We start from the raw sequence: 19,070 nt of genomic DNA, 5'->3' as shown, positions 1-19,070 counted from the left end.
GCCAGGTACTGGCGGGGAGCGCTGTTTAGTTTTTTTGATGTGATGATTCTCACAACGGCTTAGGAATGCTACAATATAGCTATTTGGTGCAGACAAGTGATAAGGAGTGGAACCGTAGCTTATGATGCAAACGATTACAGGAGATGCGGGAAAGTGGTTGGATACGATAGAACAGATACAGAGTACATTGCGTAAAGCCGAGGATGAAGCGGGAGCGAAGGCGATAGGTGATCTGCTGGAAAAAGCATATGCGCAGGAGCTGACCATTGCCTTTTGTGGACATTTTTCAGCGGGTAAATCGAGCTTGATTAACAGCCTGTGTGGTAAAACTGTGCTGCCGTCTGGACCGGTGCCTACGAGCGCTAATGTAGTGTCCATCCGTTATGGACGTCCGAGAGCGCTCATTCATCCAGCCAAATCAGCGGAAAATCCAGAGCCGGAAAGCATGGAAGCCTCCCTGTCCGAGCTTGCTGAGTATTGTAAAAATGGTGGAGCCTATGAATCGGTTCAAGTGTGGGAGGATGTTCCGATATTATCTAGCGGAGGAGTGCTGCTGGATACACCAGGCGTAGATTCCACAGACCACGGACATGCGCTGGCGACACATTCTGCTTTACATTGGGCAGATATTGTTTTTTATGTGATGGATTACAATCATGTCCAATCTGAAAATAATTTGTCCTTTGCCAAAAGTTTGTCGGATTGGGGCAAGCCATTATATTTGATCATCAATCAAATCGATAAACACCGGGAGCGAGAGCTTTCATTTACACGTTATCGTAATGAGGTGGAGACCAGCTTTCATGCCTGGCAGGTTCATTATACGGATATCCTCTTTACTTCCTTGAAGGAGCAGAATCATCCATGGAACCAGTGGAAACAGTTGACGTACCTGATTCCGAAATTGCTGGAGCGAAAAACAGAGCTTTTGGCATACAGTTTAGTGTCCTCTATGCATCATTTGGTAGAGCAACACGTGGAGACTGTGCAGGCAGCTGAAGAAGAGGAACTGAACACACTGTTAAAAGAAGCAGGTGGAGAAGAAGCCATTTTGCGCCTGGATATAGAGCAGAAAACCTTGCAGCAAGAAGATGAACACTGGAAGGTGCTTCCGGAGCAGGAGCGTAAACGACTGCGTCAAGAGCTGGATCATTTACTGGAACACGCACATTTGACGCCAGCGGAGCTACGTGAAGCCGCAGGCGAATACTTAGAGAGCCGCAAGCCGGGCTTCAAAACAGGAATATGGTTTGCAGGAGGAAAGACTGAGCGAGAAAAGGAAAGCCGTTTGGAACGGCTGACAGGAATGCTGACTGATCAGGTGGAGGGACAATTGCTTCCTCATATACGTGAGCTACTGAGGTCTTGGGGTGACGGTCAGGGTTTGTGGTCCGCTGCGATGGAGCAGGAGCTGGATGATATCCGCCCTGTGACGGACCGGCAACTGGTAGAGCAAACGGTGAAGGAAAATGCCTTGTCGCCGGAGTATACGTTGAACTATTGCAAGGATCTACGCGCTGCTGTGACCGCCGATTGCCGCCGTAAGGCGCTAACGCTGCTAGACCAGCTGCTGGCCCAGCTTGCAGTGCGAGCCGAAGCCCGCCGCGCGGCTCTCGCGGATGCACGCACTGCGCTGCTGGCGCAGACGGACGCGGCGAGCCGCTACAGCACCCGCGTGCAGGCCTCGGCTTCGCACGCCAGCCTGCTGCGCAGCTTGCTGCCGCAGGCGTCCGCGCCAGGCGGCTTGCCCCGTGCGGACGCGCCTGCACCGGCGTCCGATACCGGCGATGTCTCGCTAGCTGCGGCACCAACGGGCGTTGCGCGTCCTGGCATCGCTGGCCCGCGCAACGCATCGGCGCAGCCGCTAGCAGGAACGGCGTCAGCACAGCCTGCCGCCGGAGGCCGCCGCACGCGGCTGGATGCAGCAGCGGCCCGATTGAAGGCTGCCGCTGCCCTGGTAAGCCCGTACCCTGCCATGCAAGCGGCGGTACGGGATTTACATGCCCGCGCCGCTGCGCTGGAGGGTGGGCAGTTTACGCTGGCGCTGTTCGGAGCGTTCAGCGCTGGGAAATCCAGCTTCGCCAACGCTTTGCTGGGTGAAGCTGTGTTGCCCGTATCGCCGCATCCAACGACAGCGGCGATTAACCGCATAATGGCGCCTGCAAGTGCTGAGCGCCATGCCACGGCTGACGTCCATATGAAACCAGTGGACGCGTTGCGGGAAGATCTTAAATACTCATTTCGGTTATTAGGATTGGGGGAACCAGCGGCAGCGGGCTGGCAAGAAGCCGTTCATGCTTTATCTCCGGAAGGCATCCATCCTGCGGGTAGGCCTCATTATAGTTTTTTGAAGGCTGCCGCAGCCGGATGGGAAGAAGCTGAAAGCTTGCTGGGACAACAGCTTCAGGTGGATTTAGAGCAGTATCGGGATTTTGTTGCGTCTGAGCACAAATCATGCTTTGTGGAGCATATCGACCTTTATTATGATTGCGCTCTGACCCGTCAGGGCATCGTGCTAGTGGATACGCCAGGAGCGGATTCTGTGAATGCACGACACACAGGCGTGACTTTCAACTATATGAAGCATGCGGACGCTCTTGTATTTGTCACCTATTATAACCATGCGTTTACGCAAGGTGATCGCCAGTTCCTGAACCAACTAGGTCGAGTTAAAGAGACCTTGGCGCTGGATCAGACGTTTTTTATAGTTAATGCATCAGATCTGGCTTCTTCTGAAGAAGAACTGCATTCTGTTACCCGGCATGTACAGGAACAACTACAGGCGAATGGAATCCGAAAACCACGTATTTATCCGCTTTCCAGTATGCTGGCGTTGGAAGCTGCCGAACAGGGAGAGGCTTCGCTGCGTTCAGCTTCACGTTTTGATGCATTTGAAGATGATTTTTCAGCATTTGCAGCCGAAGAGCTGGCAGGTTTGTCCATTGCTTCTGCTATGCAGGAACTGGGTCGGCTGCGGAACCGCATAGAGCAACATGCAACCGATGCCCGGTATAGCGAGGAAGAACGTGAGATTCGATTAGAGCGATTAACTCGCATCCGTGGAGAATTGGAGCATACGCTCCTAGGCCTGACTGACAGCAACGGTGCATCTGTGTTATCGGGTGAAACCGATGAATTGCTGTATCATGTACGTCAAAGGCTGTCCTATCGGACTGGAGAATTTATGGCAGAGGCTTTTCATCCATCTATTCTGCGTGAAGGAGCAGGTGATCTTCGTTCGGCTTTTGCATCTTGTGGTCGTGAGCTGATGCGTTTAATCGAACTGGAGCTGTCTCAGGAATTGCTGGCAACCACACTCCGGCTGGAAAAAACGGGCCAAATTTTGGTACACAAGACTATACAACAGTGCGTAGAACACATGAACCACCAGTTGCAAGGACTAGATTGTACGATTCCTGAATCCAGAAACTGGGCTGTTCCCGAGCTGAATGAAATTTCCCTGCAGGAGTCTATTCATTGGAAGGACTATTGGAATAGCTTTAAAAATCCAAAGCTATTTTTTGAAGGAACTGGGCGAGCGAATCTACAAACCAAACTGGAGCCGATATTACGCCAGCGAATCGGGGAAGCTGTGGATCAGCAACGAGAACGAATGTCTTCTTTTTACGTTACGCTGATGCAGGAGGAACAAATGTGGCAGAAAGCTCAGCTTCGAGAGCAAATGCTGGAGACGACTCGTGGCATGGAGCATGCCCTTATGGGCGGTGAGCAGCCACAGGTTTGGGAAGAGCTTGCTGGCAAGATTGCGGCTTTGGAGTAAAGATAAATAAGTACACCATTTATTTAAGTTCAGGACACCGGGTTGTGGGACAACCCGGTGTTTTATGCATGCTCCAAAAAGAAAGCAATACTGAGTAAATAGCCATATTCAATAATAAGAAAGCGATTTAATTTGTCTAATCACCCACCAATTGATAACCTGCCTGAATACGGCTTGTTATCCTCTTTGCCCCCTTGGAAAGCGAATGGTAAACTTCACTAAGCCATATAACAACGTCGTGCAACTAATGGAGGGACATTGACATGGAAGTGCTCAGGCAACTGCAAGTTTTTTTTCGCGAGAGGAGACACTATCTGTTTCTTTCTATTTTATGCCTTGCGATAGCGACGGCCCTGGGACTGGTGTATCCGAACCTGCTCCAAAGGCTAATTGATAACGCTATCATCCCCGGTGACTTCGGGAAAGTCCCGGCGCTGGCTCTGACTGTGCTGGGAGTAGTCATCATCAAAGGGTTCATGCAATTTTTACATGGTTTTTTTGGTGGACGGCTAGGTAACTACTTGGCGTACCGACTCCGCAATGCTTGTTACGAAAAGCTGCAATTTCTGTCCTTCAGATATTATGACACTGCCAAAACGGGGGATCTCATGTCCCGACTGACTGGTGATTTGGAGGCAATTCGTAACTTTATCGGGTTTGGTTTTGCCCAACTCCTCAATGTGCTACTGATGGTCGTATTCGGCTCTATGATGATGCTGTATATTAACTGGCAGCTCACCCTCATTACGATGATCAGCATGCCATTGCTACTCTTCGTCACATTCAAGTTTGAATCCCGGATTCATCCCACCTTTCAGGAAATGCGGATTGCCCTTAGCGCCTTGACGACAGCGGTCCAAGAAAATATAACAGGTGTGCGAACCGTCAAATCTTTTGCTCGCGAATCATATGAAGTTGAGAAATTTTCAGTACGTAATGAGCAATACAAAAGTAATCAAATTCAGGCTGCTTCCTTATGGAGTCGGTTTTTCCCCGCAATGGAACTGATAGCTTCTGTCAGTGTGGTCCTGCTGTTGGGCATGGGGGGGTATCTGGTCATTCAGAAGTCAATGACCTTGGGGCAGCTCGTCGCTTTCTTTAGCTTAATTTGGTATATTATCGGCCCCATCTGGAGCATTGGCTTTCATATCAATAACTATACGCAGTCCAAAGCTTCTGGTGAAAGGGTCTTGGAACTGCTAAATCAGTCCATAGATGTAACCGATGGAGCCGGAGCACTTAAACTCGATGCCGATCAGGTGGAAGGACATGTTACGTTTGAACATGTTACCTTTGCTTACGGAAATAAGCTCCCTGCTGTTGTTGACATCAATTTAGACGCACCGCCGGGATCAGTCATTGGAATTTTAGGCGGAACGGGGTCAGGGAAGTCTACCATTATTCAATTACTCATGCGCGCTTATAATGTGAATGCAGGAAGTATCAAGTTGGATGGCAAGGATATACGTCACTTGAAGATTCACGATTTACGTGCTCAAATTTCTTCCGTGTTTCAGGAGACGTTTTTGTTTTCGTCCTCTATACGCAACAATATTTCATATGGATTAAGTCATGTCAGTATGGATGACATCATACGCGTTTCCAAACTGGCTCAGGCACATGAATTCATAACTGAACTACCGCTGGGATATGACACTGTCGTCGGAGAACGTGGATTGGGACTGTCCGGAGGGCAGAAACAACGGATCGCCATCGCGCGCGCACTACTCAAAAATCCGAAAATTCTGGTACTGGATGATGCTACCAGTGCGGTTGATATGGAGACAGAGCATGAAATACAGACCGGTTTTCAAGAGGTTATGCGTGGTCGAACAACATTTATAATTGCTCATCGAATCTCTTCACTTCGTCATGCCAATGAGATTGTGGTGCTTGAGGAAGGACGAATCGTCCAGCGTGGAACACATGAACAGCTCATTGCTACTCCAGGTCCATATCAGGATGTGTATCATATTCAATACGCCGATTACATAGCTCAGGCTCCAGACGGTGTATCCGAAGGGCAGGTGAGACCATGAATATACCCGCAGAAAAAGTCAAACCGTTAAAAAAACCAACGAATGAGCGCTTTGTCTATCAAGATGATGATGTCATTGACAAACCGTTTAACTGGTCAGAATTCAAACGTTTGCTGGCATACATGAAGCCTTATGCCCGTCAGATTTTGCCGATCCTTCTGGTCATGATGATTCTCGGCACCATTACCAAGCTGACGGTTCCTTATTTGATCAGTCTGGCCATTGATAAAGCAATTGCTCCCGCATGGCCTGCACTGCCCAGCGTAAAGTTACTGCTGCTCATCACGGGTGCCGTGCTCTTGTTATATTTAATTCAATGGGCAGCCAGCACGTACCGCATTAAATTCACCAATATTATCGGTCAACGGGTTATTTACGATTTGCGTGAAGATTTGTTCAAGCATATTCAAAAGCTATCTTTTAACTTTTTTGATAAGAGACCGGCAGGTTCTGTATTAGTGCGCGTGACGAACGACATTAACTCGCTACAGGATCTATTTACGAACGGTGCAGTGAATGTCCTGATTGACTGCGTACAGCTTCTCGGAATTATTGTCATTTTGCTGCTTATTAACTGGAAGCTCGGTTTAGCGGTAATTGTCACTGTTCCGATCATGTTTTTGATCTCGACCAAGCTGCGCGTACGTATCCGCCGCGCTTGGCAAGAAGTGCGTATGAAGAACTCGCGTATCAACTCTCATTTGAATGAGTCTATTCAGGGGATTCGTGTGACACAAGCGTATACGCAGGAGCAGGAAAACATGGCTTATTTCGACGACATGAACAGCTCTAGCAAAAAATCGTGGGATAAGGCTTCTGCCATGAATCAGGTTTTTGGCCCACTTATTGATATTACCGGAGGATTTGGTACGCTTGTGCTGTTCTGGTTTGGAGCGCATTTAATTCAGACAGACCAACTTACGGTGGGATTACTGGTTGCGTTTGCTAACTATGTTGGGAACTTTTGGGAGCCGATTAATCGGCTGGGCCAAATGTATAATCAGTTACTGGTTGCGATGGCTTCGTCAGAACGAATTTTTGAGTTTATGGATGAACAGCCGAATATTGCAAACAAACCGGGAGCAATAGCCTTGCCGCCCATTCGGGGAGACATCCAATTTGAAAAGGTCATTTTTGAGTATGAAAAGGGACGTCAGGCGCTTAAAGGTATTAATCTTTCTGTCGAGGCGGGTCAATCTATAGCGCTTGTGGGTCATACCGGATCAGGTAAAAGTACAATTATTAATCTGCTAAGCCGTTTTTATGACATTACGTCAGGGCGGCTTACGATTGACGGTCATGATGTGCGTGATGTCACAGTGGAGAGCTTGCGAAGCCAGATTAGCATCGTACTTCAGGATACATTTATTTTTTCGGGGACGATCCGTGATAATATTCGATTTGGCCGTTTGGATGCAACGGATGAGGAAATTGAAGCGGCTGCGAAGGCGGTCAATGCTCATGAATTCATTGTTCACTTGCCAGCTGGCTATGAAACAGAGGTAGAGGAGCGGGGGGGAATGCTGTCTATGGGCCAGCGACAGCTCTTATCCTTTGCTCGAGCCTTGCTGGCTAATCCGCGAATTCTTATCCTAGATGAGGCCACAGCTAGTATTGATACAGAAACGGAGTTGAAAATTCAGGAGGCTCTTCAGGTTTTACTAGAAGGCAGAACTTCTTTTATGGTCGCTCACCGTTTGTCCACCATCCGTAATGCTGATCATATCGTTGTACTGGATCATGGGGAAATCCAAGAAAGTGGTAATCATGAACAATTGATGAAAAAACATGGAATATATCGGGGGCTGGTGGAAGCACAGTTCAGATTTTTGTAAAAAAAAGATCAAAAAATCGCGTTTTTTGTAAATTTAAATGCCGAGCACTATTGCATTCTTGGAGCTAAACCCTGAAAATAAAGATGAAAAGAGATCAGAGCAATTTCGTCAGAGGGGGAAGAGTTCAAGATGTGGGGTGCTCCTTTTTCTGCCAAAGCTAAGAAGATGCTGCTGCTGGGTAGCGGCGAATTGGGAAAAGAAGTCATTATTGAAGCTCAGCGGCTTGGCGTGGAATGTATTGCTGTAGATCGCTATGAACTGGCTCCAGCAATGCAGGTGGCCCATCGCTCTCACTGTCTGGATATGCAGGATGCTGAGGCGTTGAAGGCACTAATTCGTGAGGAAAAGCCCGACATAATTGTACCTGAAATCGAAGCTATTGCTACGGGTGCTTTGGAAGAATTAGAGCAAGAAGGATTTTACGTAGTACCAACGGCCCGTGCCGCCCGTCTTACGATGGACCGGGAAGGTATCCGCAGGCTGGCTGCCGAGAAATTACAGCTTCCGACTGCTGCCTATCGTTTTGCAGATAATTTTGACCAGTTGCGGTCGGCGGTTCATGAGCTGGGCACGCCATGTGTGGTCAAGCCTTTGATGAGTTCGTCGGGTAAAGGGCAGTCTGTATGCCGGGCACTCGAAGATGCAGAATCCTGCTGGAATACGGCGCTGGAAGGCGCGCGTGCCAAAACAACACGTGTCATTGTTGAAGCTTTTGTCCCGTTTGAGAGCGAAATTACCTTATTGACCGTCAGATCGGTTTCGGGTACGATTTTTTGCCCACCGATTGGCCACATTCAGAAAGATGGGGATTATGTCGAATCCTGGCAGCCTCATGGCATGACGGACAAGCAGCTTTCGGAGGCGGAGAACATTGCCCGTACGATTACGGATAAACTGGGTGGTTACGGATTGTTTGGCGTAGAGCTGTTTTTAACAGCTGATGGCGTCATATTCAGTGAAGTATCCCCTCGTCCGCATGATACAGGAATGGTGACCATGATCACGCAGGATTTGTCGGAATTTGCGCTTCACGTGCGGGCCATTCTCGGATTCCCGGTGCCATCCGTCACGCTGCTTACACCAGGAGCTTCAGCTACTTTGAAGGCAGAAGTGGCTACGCGGGATTTTGTAATAAGCGGTCTGCATGATGCATTATTGCTACCCCGGACACAGGTGCGAGTGTTCGGGAAGCCTGAAACCAAGCCGGGACGCCGGATGGCTGTAGCGCTTAGCGCTGCAGAAGATGTGGAAACAGCACGGAAGACGGCCAAAGAAGCTGCTAATATGCTGAAAGTGGAGGTAAATCATGTCTAACAATGTGATGATTCCAGTACTGACAATTCGTTCCGTAGAGCTTGGCGATTGCGAAGCCGTAACTGGACTACTAAGAGAAGTCGGGTACCCGATGACTTGTGGTGTAATGAAAGAAGTTATGGGAACAACGCGGGAGGACAGTCAAGCGAATATGATGGTTGCAGAAATGGATGGTCGTGTTGTCGGAGTAATCGGCATGCATACGGCTCAAAGCTTGGCTTATCCTGATCCTGCCGTACAAATCACCATGCTAGTCGTGAGCGGGGAGTATCGCGGCGAGGGCATTGGCAAGCGCCTGGTGGCTTGTGGTGAGGAGTGGGGACGTGCGCAAGGATGCTATCATTTATTCATTACCGGAGCGAATAACCGCATCAAACAAGTAGAGGCCCGAGCATTCTACAATCGAATCGGCTTTGAAAAGCAAGGCTACCGTTTCAGCAAAAAGCTTAGATAATCAGCCTATAACAAGACAATCTAATACTTAAAGCCTCACTACTTTTAACTTAGTTCCGCATGGGTCAACTCCGAGCGGGGCTATTTTTTTTCCAACTTTTATACCATTGATCCTTCTATAAAACATGATATACTGCTAGAGTAAAGATTACAAAGTTGTAACCAGACGCGTTCACACCAAGGCATTTATACAACAAGGAGATGACGAAATGAAGAATATGTTGAAAAAAACACTGGTGATGGGAAGTCTAAGCGCCATTTTATCCGCAGGATTCATCGTTCCGGCATCAGCTTCACCAGCTGACGATTTGACTGCCCAACTGCAACAATGGTTTCAAAATAACGGATATACCGTCAATATGTCCAACGGGACGACTACAATAACAAAGACCGTAATTAAGGATGGTTCTGAAAAGGACAAGGCTAAAAACAAAACAGCAAATCCTTCATCCGGTAAACAAGCAACAACCAAACAGGGTAGCCAAAAGGCATCGCAGTCTAGTAACAAGCAACAGACTCAAAAACAAAGCACAAACTCAGGCGCGGGTCAGTCAGCAGGATCGGATGCACAACTGAGCAAGTCCCAATTTGCAGCTGAGGTTGTAAAGCTTGTAAATAACGAGCGCAGCCAAAAAGGTCTGAAGCCCCTCGCATCGAATGCGAAGCTTACAGAAGTAGCCTTAGTCAAGGCGAAGGATATGAGTACGAACAATTACTTTTCCCATACATCTCCGACCTATGGTTCACCATTTGATATGATGAAAAAATTCGGTGTAACTTATACGTATGCGGGTGAGAATATTGCCATGGGACAACAAACACCACAAGAAGTGATGAAAGCCTGGATGAACAGCCAGGGACACCGTGAGAATATTTTGAAGGCAGAATATACACAAATTGGTGTGGCTTACTACAATGGATATTGGGTACAAGAGTTCACACGTAACTAAGATGATCGTAAATACGTTCCCAACGTCATGTCGCTGCTACGAAAAGATAGTGACGTGACGTTAATCTGGAGACCCGCTGACACGTTCAGCGGGTCTTTTGGTGTCTCTTATTCCTCCAGTGGCATAACCATTGCTTTATACCAGAAAAGACATAAGGGACGTATTTATAGTATGATAGCAGCAAGTTGAATGGATTGCAGACTACTTATGGAAAGCCAGGTGAACAAATGAGCTACGAAATCGTGCATGAAGGTGCCTTTGCTATGCTCAAGGTGCAGTTGAACCCCGGGGAAATGATTAAAGCGGAAATGGGAGCGATGGTTTCCATGTCTTCCAGTGTAGATATAAAGGGGACGGTAGACGGTGGACTGTTACGTGGTTTAGGCAGAATGTTGAGCGGAGAAAAATTCTTTTTTCAAGAACTGAGGGCAGCCCGGGGACCGGCTGAAGTGTTGTTAGCCCCTGCCAGTATAGGTGATGTACAAGCGGTGGAACTGGATGGCACGTATAGACTGTTGGTCCAAAAGGACGGCTTTCTGGCTTGCACGGAAGGTATTGAGGTTAGCACCAAAATGCAAAACCTGATGAAAGGTTTATTCTCTGGTGAAGGTTTTTTTATCGTAGAAATCAGTGGTCGAGGTACGGTATTCCTGTCCTCTTATGGAGCCATTCATCCCATTTACATCGCGCCAGGAGAGGAGCGTATTATTGATAATGCTCATCTGGTGGCATGGCCGGATTATATGGATTATAAAATTGAAAAAGCATCTAAAGGCTGGTTGTCCAGCGTAACGAGTGGAGAAGCGCTTGTATGCCGCTTTCGCGGTGAAGGGACGGTACTGATTCAAAGTCGAAATCCAGGCAGTTTTGGACAATGGATCAAAAATTTCATCCCTGATAGTAAATAGTTTGGTTCGTCTGATTAGAGTTGTGAGGAAAAACTATTCGCACAAGAAAGTATAATATAAGGGTGGCCATTTGCCATCCTTTTTTTGCATGTTCATGGGAAATTATGTGTGAATCTAAGCATTTATTGCGCTTTTATTCCGAACGGTTTATTTGCAAAATGATATGAGAAGCCTTATGTTTATTTCACTAAGCTATCAGGAGGGAACACGAGTGAATTCATCAAAATGGATTTGGCGGTCTGTCGGTTCCGTTTCCATTGCCGCCACATTGCTATTATTGTACGGATTTATTACAGCAGTACAAAGTATCACGGCTCCAGAGCCAATGGTTAGCACTCAACCTGTGCATTCCGGTTCATCGCAGACACAAACTGCGCCATCCGCTACAAATCAGACGGGAGAGTTTCGGGTAGCTGCCATTGGAGATTCGCTAGCCAAAGGCACAGGGGATGACTCCGGAAGTGGTTTTGTGCGTCGGTCGGTGAGCTTGTTAAATAATCAGGAAGGCCATAAGGCACAGCTCATAAATAATCTGGGGATTAATGGACTGACGACTCAAGGACTATTGACCAAGCTGGATGAGCCTGGTGTTTCTTATGTGTTGAAAAAGGCTAACGTCATTATTGTCTCGATTGGCGGAAATGATTTATTTCAGGGGGCTCAGGCTGCCCAAACTGGCAAAGAGCCACCTACACTCAGTGGTTTGCGTAAAGCTGTGCCTGATGCCGCCAAACGTCTGCAAAAAGTGCTGACAAAGGTAGGGAAAATCAATCCGAATGCTAAAATTATCTATGTCGGATTATATAATCCATTCAGTGATCTGCAGGAAATGAAAATTCCCGGTAATCTTGTGGTCACAGAATGGAATCTGGCTGCCATGGCAATTACCAACCAAAACAGCAATATGACGCTGGTTCCAACTTTCGATTTGTTCCAGCAAAATTTGCCCGTCTATTTATCTTCCGATCATTTTCATCCAAACGGACAGGGCTATCAGGCAATCGCTGAACGTATCGCGCAAGGGTTTGCAGTTGCAACCACGAAGGATGCCGATAAAGTGGATAATGAACAACAGTCTACAAGTAGCCAACCCGCTGAAGTGAAAAAGGGAGGGAACAAGTAATGAGCATCCAATCTGCTGACAAGACCGGGGCTGGAATAACCCAAAATCCGACATCAAGGGATGCAGTGTCCAGTTTCCATTCCGCCAATCAGGTTGGCAGCGCAGGCAGAGACAGAAGCAATAACGAAACAGTTCTCTCTGTTCAGCACGTTAAGAAACGTATCAAACGCAAAATGATCATTCATGATGTAACATTCGACGTTCGTGCGGGTGAAATTTTCGGATTTCTCGGTCCTAATGGGGCTGGAAAAACGACGACTATTCGTATGCTGGTCGATTTAATTAAGCCTACGGAAGGGACGATTACTGTCTGTGGACATAATGTAAATCGTGACCCTGAGCAGGCTTTGCGGCATATTGGTTCTATTGTGGAAAATCCAGAGGTGTACAGCTACCTGACAGGGTGGGAGAATTTAGAGCATTTTGCCCGTATGCAGCCTGGTGTAGACGAGCCGCGTATCCGCGAAGTCGTTGAGCTGGTTCGGCTCGATCGCCGTATCCATGATAAAGTAAGTACGTATTCTCTCGGAATGCGCCAGCGTCTTGGTATAGCCCAAGCCTTGCTTGGTAGACCGAAATTGCTCATTTTGGATGAACCGACGAACGGGTTAGACCCCAAGGGGATCAAGGAAATGAGAGCTTTTATCCGTTTGCTAGCGGCAGAAGGCATGGCTGTATTTGTTTCCAGCCATTTGCTCAGCGAAATCCAGCTGCTATGTGATCGGGTGGCAATTATAAGTCGGGGAAAGGTGCTAGCTGTAGGTGGTGTGCGGGAATTGGTTGATACGCACTCGCACATGGCAGTATGGCAACTGGAGCCTCGTGATCAGGGTCTTGCCATATTGCAAAATTCTCCGCATGTGCAAATAATTACGAACGCCGATGAATTAATTGATGACAGCATTGTGGCAGGTAGCGGAGCCGATGCAATTTTTACAGAAATGGATGAAGAGCATATTGCGGAGCTGGTGACACAAATGACGGCTTCCGGTATTTCCGTTAAAGGTGTAACCAAAATCAACCCTACACTGGAGCAGCTATTCCTGAAAATGACGGAAGGTGAGATACTTGAATAACATTTTACCGCTCGTACAAAATGAAACACTCAAAATTATCAAGAAGAAACGATTTTATGTCATTTTGCTTGTTTTACTTGTGCTTGTGCCGATTTTTACGTACGCTCAGATGAAAGTGGCAGAAAACAATCGCGAAAAATTCGGCAATGATTGGCGGCTCGAACTGCGTCAGGCGATTACCGATAATCAAAACTCGCTGGGAAGTGACCGGGTTCCCGAGGAATGGAAGACCTACCGTCGGGTCTTTGTGCAGCAGATGCAATATTATTTGGAAAATGATGTGAATCCTAATGAGCCGAGTGGTGTCACCTTTACCAGAGAGTTTATGGATAATTCCATAAATCTGTTCGTTCCGCTGTTGATTATGGCCATTGCTTCCGATCTGGTTTCAGGAGAACGGACAACAGGCACGATAAAAATGTTGCTGACCCGCCCCGTCAGGCGGTGGAAAATACTGCTGAGCAAGCTGCTGACATTGTATATGTTCGTCTCGCTCATTATTTTGGCTGTATTTGTGATTAGTTATCTGATATCAGGCTTGTTTTTTGGTTTTCGCGGTTTTAATGTTCCGGTATTTACCGGATTTCAAATTGTTGGATCGACGGTGGATTTGTCTGCTGTACACGCGATTCCACAATGGCATTATCTGATGCTGCAAGCCGGATTGATCTGGTTTGTCAGTCTTGTGGTAGCTTCGTTAGCCTTTATGGTATCTGTCCTGGTACGAAGTACGGCGGCAAGTATCGTGGTCATGATGGCTGCACTTATTTCGGGCACTATATTGACAAACATGGCTGCATCTTGGCAGAGTGCTAAATATTTATTTATGGTTAACCTCGAATTAACCGATTATTTATCTGGAAGCCCCGCCCCGATTGAGGGAATGACCTTACCCTTTTCTTTAGCTGTACTGGGCATTTGGGGGGCTGCGGCATTGATTGTTTCATTCGCCGTCTTTACGAAACGGGATATATTGAATTAAAATGGACAAGGTAAAAGAAAACATCTGTTTGCATTTTTGGTGAAAATCATCAAGAATAATGCAAAACACGGTTACGATTAGACAAAGGGGGAGCATGAATGGTCGACAAAATCGACTTGTCTGCGGGAGTGTCCGGCACACAAAGCGGAGCTTCGGAATATGGCGCGGACGACATTCAAGTGCTCGAAGGGCTTGTGGCAGTTCGCAAACGGCCGGGCATGTACATCGGGAGCACCAGTTCTTCGGGGCTGCATCATTTGGTATGGGAAATTGTAGACAACGCGGTGGATGAACATCTCGCCAAGTTTTGCTCTCGCATTGATATTACAATGCATAAGGACGGTTCCGTTACAGTATCAGACAACGGGCGCGGTATTCCTACGGGAATGCACAAAACGGGAATTCCTACGCCTCAGGTTGTATTCACCATTTTGCACGCCGGAGGTAAGTTTGGCGGTTCGGGATATAAAAAGTCCGGGGGTCTGCACGGTGTAGGTGCGTCTGTAACGAACGCTCTTTCGGAATGGCTTGAAGTAGAAATTTACCGGGACGGCAAGATTCACCGTCAGCGGTTTGAATATTGGCAGGACAAGAAGGGCGTGGAGCATGTCGGGGAACCGACCACAGGCCTTGAAGTGCTGGGCAATACTAACAAGACGGGCTCGAAAATTACATTTAAACCGGATATTCGTGTTTTTCAGGCAGGCATTCATTTTAACTACGATACGTTGGCTGAGCGTCTTCAGGAAATTGCTTTTCTAAATTCGGGCCTTCGTATTCAACTTAAAGACGAACGCAGCGGAAAGTCAGATGAGTATTTTTATGAGGGTGGCGCAAGTCAGTTTGTTGCTTTTCTGAATGAGGGCAAGGATGTGCTGCATGACGTTATTCACTTTAATGCCGAGAAAGAAGACATTGAAGTAGAGATTGCCATCCAGTACAATGCGGGTTATACAGAGACGATCGCTTCGTTCGTTAACTCCATTCCGACACGTGGCGGAGGTACGCATGAAACGGGATTCAAAACCGCTTACACTCGTGTCATGAACGACTATGCCCGGAAAATGGTGATGTTGAAAGAAAAGGATAAAAACTTGGAGGGCAACGATCTACGTGAGGGCATGATGGCTGTAATCAGTGTCAAGATGGCTGAAGTTGAATTTGTCGGCCAGACAAAGGATCAGCTTGGTAGCGCTTCGGCACGGAGTACAGTGGATGCCATCGTATCTGAGCAGATGCAGCGTTTTTTAGAAGAAAATCCGCAGATAGCACAAACTTTGATCAAGAAGGCAGTTCAAGCATCCAGAGCACGTGAAGCTGCACGTAAAGCTCGGGATGAAATGCGTTCCGGTAAAAAGCGCAGTGAAAGTTCCAATTTGAATGGTAAACTATCGCCTGCGCAGTCCAAGGATTTTACACGTAATGAGTTGTTTATTGTGGAAGGCGATTCGGCTGGAGGATCAGCCAAGCAGGGACGGGATTCCAAAATTCAGGCCATATTGCCGCTAAAGGGCAAGCCGATGAATCCGGAAAAATCCAAACTGGCGGATATTATGAAGAATGATGAGTATCGTGCTATTACAGCAGCTATTGGTGCGGGAGTAGGAACAGAGTTTTCGCTGGAAGACAGCAATTATTCCAAAATCATCATTATGACCGATGCAGATACAGATGGTGCGCACATTCAAGTGCTGTTGTTGACGTTCTTTTATCGGTACATGAAAGAGCTTATTGATGCAGGACGCATATTTATTGCTCAACCGCCATTGTATAAAATAACTCGAAAGTCGGGTAAGCTCGAAACGGTGCGTTATGCTTGGACTGACGAGCAGCTTGATAATTATTTAAAAGAATTTGGACGAAATTTTGAGCTTCAGCGCTATAAAGGACTTGGGGAAATGAACCCTGATCAGTTATGGGAAACAACGATGAATCCCGATTCACGCACCTTGCTACGCGTTCAGATAGAGGATGCAGCCAAGGCTGAACGCAGGGTGTCCACTTTGATGGGTGATAAGGTGGATCCGCGCAAGCGCTGGATCGTGGAAAACGTAGATTTTACGGAATACGTAGAGTAGTGCTATCAAAAGAGGTGTATACATGAGCTTATCGGAGCAGTTTTTGCCAGCTTTTCTGGAGGAAGTGGTCGGTGACCGCTTTGGCCGATATTCCAAATATATTATTCAGGATCGGGCGATACCCGACGTACGGGACGGATTAAAACCCGTACAACGTCGTATTCTTTATGCAATGTACGATTCGGGAAATACGCCGGATAAAGCATATCGTAAATCGGCCAAAACCGTTGGGGACGTTATGGGTAATTACCACCCCCACGGTGACTCGTCGATTTACGACGGCATGGTACGGATGGCGCAGCCTTGGAAAATGAGTCACGTGCTGGTGGACGGTCACGGTAACTGGGGCTCCCAGGATGATGATCCGGCGGCAGCTATGCGTTATACGGAGGCTCGCTTGTCTCCGATCGCAATGGAAATGCTGCGCGATATTGAAAAGCGTACGGTTTTGTTCAAGGACAATTTTGATAACTCGGCCAAAGAGCCCGTTGTGTTGCCGTCTCGTTATCCAAATTTGTTGGTGAACGGTTCCAGTGGGATCTCGGCGGGATTTGCGACAGAGATCCCTACGCATAGTTTACGCGAAGTTATTGATGCCAGCATTGCGGTGATGGAAAAGCCAGAGATTGAGCTGGAAGAGATTATGACCTTTATCAAAGGTCCTGATTTCCCGACTGGCGGACTCATTATGGGGGGCGAAGGCATCAAGGACGCTTACCGCACGGGAAAAGGACGTATTTATATTCGTTCCAAAACGGAAATTCAGTCCTTGCGCGGAGGTAAGCAGCAGCTAGTCATTACCGAAATCCCATACCAGATCGTCAAATCAAGGCTCGTAACCGCCATGGAGAATATCCGTCTGGAGAAAAAGGTGGAAGGGATTGCCGAGGTTCGTGACGAAAGCGGACGAAATGGTTTGCGCATTGTTGTGGAGCTGAAGAAGGAAGCCGATGCGGAAGGGATTTTAGCTTATTTGCTGAAAAAAACCGACCTACAGGTGGCATATAACTTCAACATGGTAGCTATTGTGAACAAAGCGCCACATCAGCTTGGGCTAAAGTCCATTTTGGAAGCGTATATCGCCCATCAACGCGAAGTTGTAACTCACCGTATCCAGTATGAACTGGAAAAGGCAGAGGATCGTGCCCATGTGCTGGAAGGTTTGGTCAAGGCGCTGAACATTCTGGATGAGGTCATTGCAGCCATTAAAGCTTCCAAAAATCGCCAGGACGCGCAAAATAATTTGCAATGGATGTTTGGTTTTAGCGAACGTCAGGCAGATTCTATTTTGACTTTGCAGTTGTACCGTCTCACCAATCTGGAAATCACCACGCTTGAAAAAGAACTGGGGGACATCCAGAAAAAAATCGCGCAATATCGTTCTATTCTGGAAAGTGATCGCAAGCTGATCAGCCTGATTCGCAAGGAACTGTTGGAAATTCGCGAAAAGTACGGCATTGACCGTCGTTCAGATATCCAGGGCGAGGTAGAAGAGATTAAGGTGAACCTGGAAGTCATGGTGGGAGCAGAGGATGTGCTGCTGACACTCTCGAAAGATGGCTATGTGAAACGCACAAGTATGTTGTCATTCACTCGTTCAGGCGGGGAACGTTCAAGTTCTGGTGTTAAAGAAGGGGATTACGTTACCCAATTGCTTGATGTGAATACGCTGGACATATTGCTCGTCTTCACCCAGCGTGGACAATACTTTTTATTGCCTGTACATCAGGTGCCAGAGTATAAGTGGAAAGAGCCGGGCACACCAATTGTCAACGTTATTCCGTTATCGAAGGAAGATCGTATCGTAAGTGTTATTCCGCTCAAAAACATCGAGGAAATAGGAAAAAGCCTGGTATTTGTAACAAAGAAGGGCCAAGTAAAGCGTACAGAATTAAAAGAATATGCTACAAAACGTTCCAGTGCCGTAGCCGCCTGCAAAGTAGCAGGGGACGATGAGGTGTTATCGGTAACGTTAAGCGAGGGTACCCAGGATATTATGCTGATTACCCGCGCGGGTATGAGTATACGCTTCAAGGAGCAAGAGGTTAATGCGATGGGGCGCGTCTCGGCTGGTGTCAAAGGTATACAGCTAGCCGAAGGCGATGAAATTATCGCGGCGTTGTGGGTAGAAGAGGATGAAGGAGAAGTGTTGGTGCTGACCGAGTCCGGTTATGGTAAGCGTACGCTTCTGCTGGATTATCCTACACAGGGAAGAGGCGGCAAAGGTATCACCACCTTTGAGTTCAAGGAAGGCAAACGAGTACGTTCGAATGGAACTCGAATCGTGGCTGCCTTCTATTGCCGTGAAGCTGTTCAATTATTTGCAATCACAGCAGAAGGACAAACGATGTCCTTCCTTTCGGAAAAGGCCCCTTTGACCGACCGAAAGGATACAGGCAAGCTGCTAGCTCCAGTGGAGAAGAAGGACGAAATTGTGAATGTGCTGCTGCGTAGTGAGCCGCAAGCTTCTCAGTCCATAGAATAATAGGAAAGTCAAGCGCTTTTTAGCTCGAAAAAGAGAGGTCCTCTCG

At 47.5% G+C, this 19,070-nt stretch carries 12 protein-coding genes; all 12 read left to right on the top strand.

The annotated features are described in order from the left end of the window. Nucleotides 1-121: 121 nt before the first annotated feature. The 12 genes from JOE49_RS20125 to gyrA all read left to right on the top strand — a co-directional run bounded on the left by JOE49_RS20125 (nt 122) and on the right by gyrA (nt 19,024). Nucleotides 122-3,781 carry a dynamin family protein gene (locus JOE49_RS20125; protein ID WP_209942636.1) on the top strand — a complete coding sequence of 1,220 codons (3,660 nt, stop codon included), beginning with the start codon at nt 122-124 and terminating at the stop codon, nt 3,779-3,781. A 263-nt stretch (nt 3,782-4,044) separates the two neighbouring features. Continuing rightward, entirely contained in the window at nt 4,045-5,820 is a 1,776-nt protein-coding gene (locus JOE49_RS20120) for an ABC transporter ATP-binding protein (protein WP_209942635.1), read from the top strand. After that, nucleotides 5,817-7,655, top strand: coding sequence for an ABC transporter ATP-binding protein (locus JOE49_RS20115; RefSeq protein WP_069289779.1), 1,839 nt, complete (start codon nt 5,817-5,819; stop codon nt 7,653-7,655). Before JOE49_RS20120 ends, JOE49_RS20115 begins: the two co-directional genes overlap by 4 nt. Before the next feature lie 129 nt (nt 7,656-7,784). Further along, on the top strand, nt 7,785-8,969 hold the full coding sequence (gene purT, locus JOE49_RS20110; protein ID WP_209942633.1) for a formate-dependent phosphoribosylglycinamide formyltransferase: 1,185 nt from the start codon (nt 7,785-7,787) through the stop codon (nt 8,967-8,969). Then, entirely contained in the window at nt 8,962-9,423 is a 462-nt protein-coding gene (locus JOE49_RS20105) for a GNAT family N-acetyltransferase (RefSeq protein WP_013310623.1), read from the top strand. The genes purT and JOE49_RS20105 overlap by 8 nt, the downstream gene beginning before the upstream one ends. A gap of 208 nt (nt 9,424-9,631) precedes the next feature. Next, the gene (locus JOE49_RS20100) at nt 9,632-10,372 is read left to right on the top strand and encodes a CAP domain-containing protein (RefSeq protein WP_028540689.1); all 741 of its coding nucleotides are present in this window, start codon (nt 9,632-9,634) and stop codon (nt 10,370-10,372) included. 227 nt (nt 10,373-10,599) lie between these two features. Further along, a complete protein-coding gene (locus JOE49_RS20095; RefSeq protein WP_209942631.1) occupies nt 10,600-11,280 on the top strand; it encodes a TIGR00266 family protein in 681 nt (226 codons plus the stop codon). Nucleotides 11,281-11,455: 175 nt separating this feature from the next. After that, entirely contained in the window at nt 11,456-12,403 is a 948-nt protein-coding gene (locus tag JOE49_RS20090; RefSeq protein ID WP_053325635.1) for a GDSL-type esterase/lipase family protein, read from the top strand. Beyond that, a complete protein-coding gene (locus JOE49_RS20085; protein ID WP_053325634.1) occupies nt 12,403-13,479 on the top strand; it encodes an ABC transporter ATP-binding protein in 1,077 nt (358 codons plus the stop codon). The genes JOE49_RS20090 and JOE49_RS20085 overlap by 1 nt, the downstream gene beginning before the upstream one ends. Further along, the gene (locus JOE49_RS20080; protein WP_076295306.1) at nt 13,472-14,461 is read left to right on the top strand and encodes an ABC transporter permease; all 990 of its coding nucleotides are present in this window, start codon (nt 13,472-13,474) and stop codon (nt 14,459-14,461) included. Before JOE49_RS20085 ends, JOE49_RS20080 begins: the two co-directional genes overlap by 8 nt. Nucleotides 14,462-14,559: 98 nt before the next feature. Then, nucleotides 14,560-16,539, top strand: coding sequence for a DNA topoisomerase IV subunit B (gene parE / locus JOE49_RS20075; RefSeq protein ID WP_209942629.1), 1,980 nt, complete (start codon nt 14,560-14,562; stop codon nt 16,537-16,539). A gap of 22 nt (nt 16,540-16,561) precedes the next feature. Next, nucleotides 16,562-19,024, top strand: a complete 2,463-nt coding sequence (gene gyrA, locus JOE49_RS20070; protein ID WP_023989071.1) for a DNA gyrase subunit A — start codon at nt 16,562-16,564, stop codon at nt 19,022-19,024. The last annotated feature ends 46 nt before the right edge of the window (nt 19,025-19,070 follow it).

Source organism: Paenibacillus sp. PvR133, from assembly GCF_017833155.1.
Taxonomy (GTDB): domain Bacteria; phylum Bacillota; class Bacilli; order Paenibacillales; family Paenibacillaceae; genus Paenibacillus; species Paenibacillus polymyxa_B.
This window is presented reverse-complemented; position numbering and strand designations above follow the sequence as displayed.

Coding starts and splice junctions, on each gene's coding strand:
- JOE49_RS20115 (WP_069289779.1), top strand. CDS start 5,817: ATGAATATACCCGCAGAAAAAGTCAAACCGTTAAAAAAACCAACGAAT.
- JOE49_RS20125 (WP_209942636.1), top strand. CDS start 122: ATGATGCAAACGATTACAGGAGATGCGGGAAAGTGGTTGGATACGATA.
- purT (WP_209942633.1), top strand. CDS start 7,785: ATGTGGGGTGCTCCTTTTTCTGCCAAAGCTAAGAAGATGCTGCTGCTG.
- gyrA (WP_023989071.1), top strand. CDS start 16,562: ATGAGCTTATCGGAGCAGTTTTTGCCAGCTTTTCTGGAGGAAGTGGTC.
- JOE49_RS20085 (WP_053325634.1), top strand. CDS start 12,403: ATGAGCATCCAATCTGCTGACAAGACCGGGGCTGGAATAACCCAAAAT.
- JOE49_RS20090 (WP_053325635.1), top strand. CDS start 11,456: ATGTTTATTTCACTAAGCTATCAGGAGGGAACACGAGTGAATTCATCA.
- JOE49_RS20105 (WP_013310623.1), top strand. CDS start 8,962: ATGTCTAACAATGTGATGATTCCAGTACTGACAATTCGTTCCGTAGAG.
- JOE49_RS20095 (WP_209942631.1), top strand. CDS start 10,600: ATGAGCTACGAAATCGTGCATGAAGGTGCCTTTGCTATGCTCAAGGTG.
- parE (WP_209942629.1), top strand. CDS start 14,560: ATGGTCGACAAAATCGACTTGTCTGCGGGAGTGTCCGGCACACAAAGC.
- JOE49_RS20100 (WP_028540689.1), top strand. CDS start 9,632: ATGAAGAATATGTTGAAAAAAACACTGGTGATGGGAAGTCTAAGCGCC.
- JOE49_RS20120 (WP_209942635.1), top strand. CDS start 4,045: ATGGAAGTGCTCAGGCAACTGCAAGTTTTTTTTCGCGAGAGGAGACAC.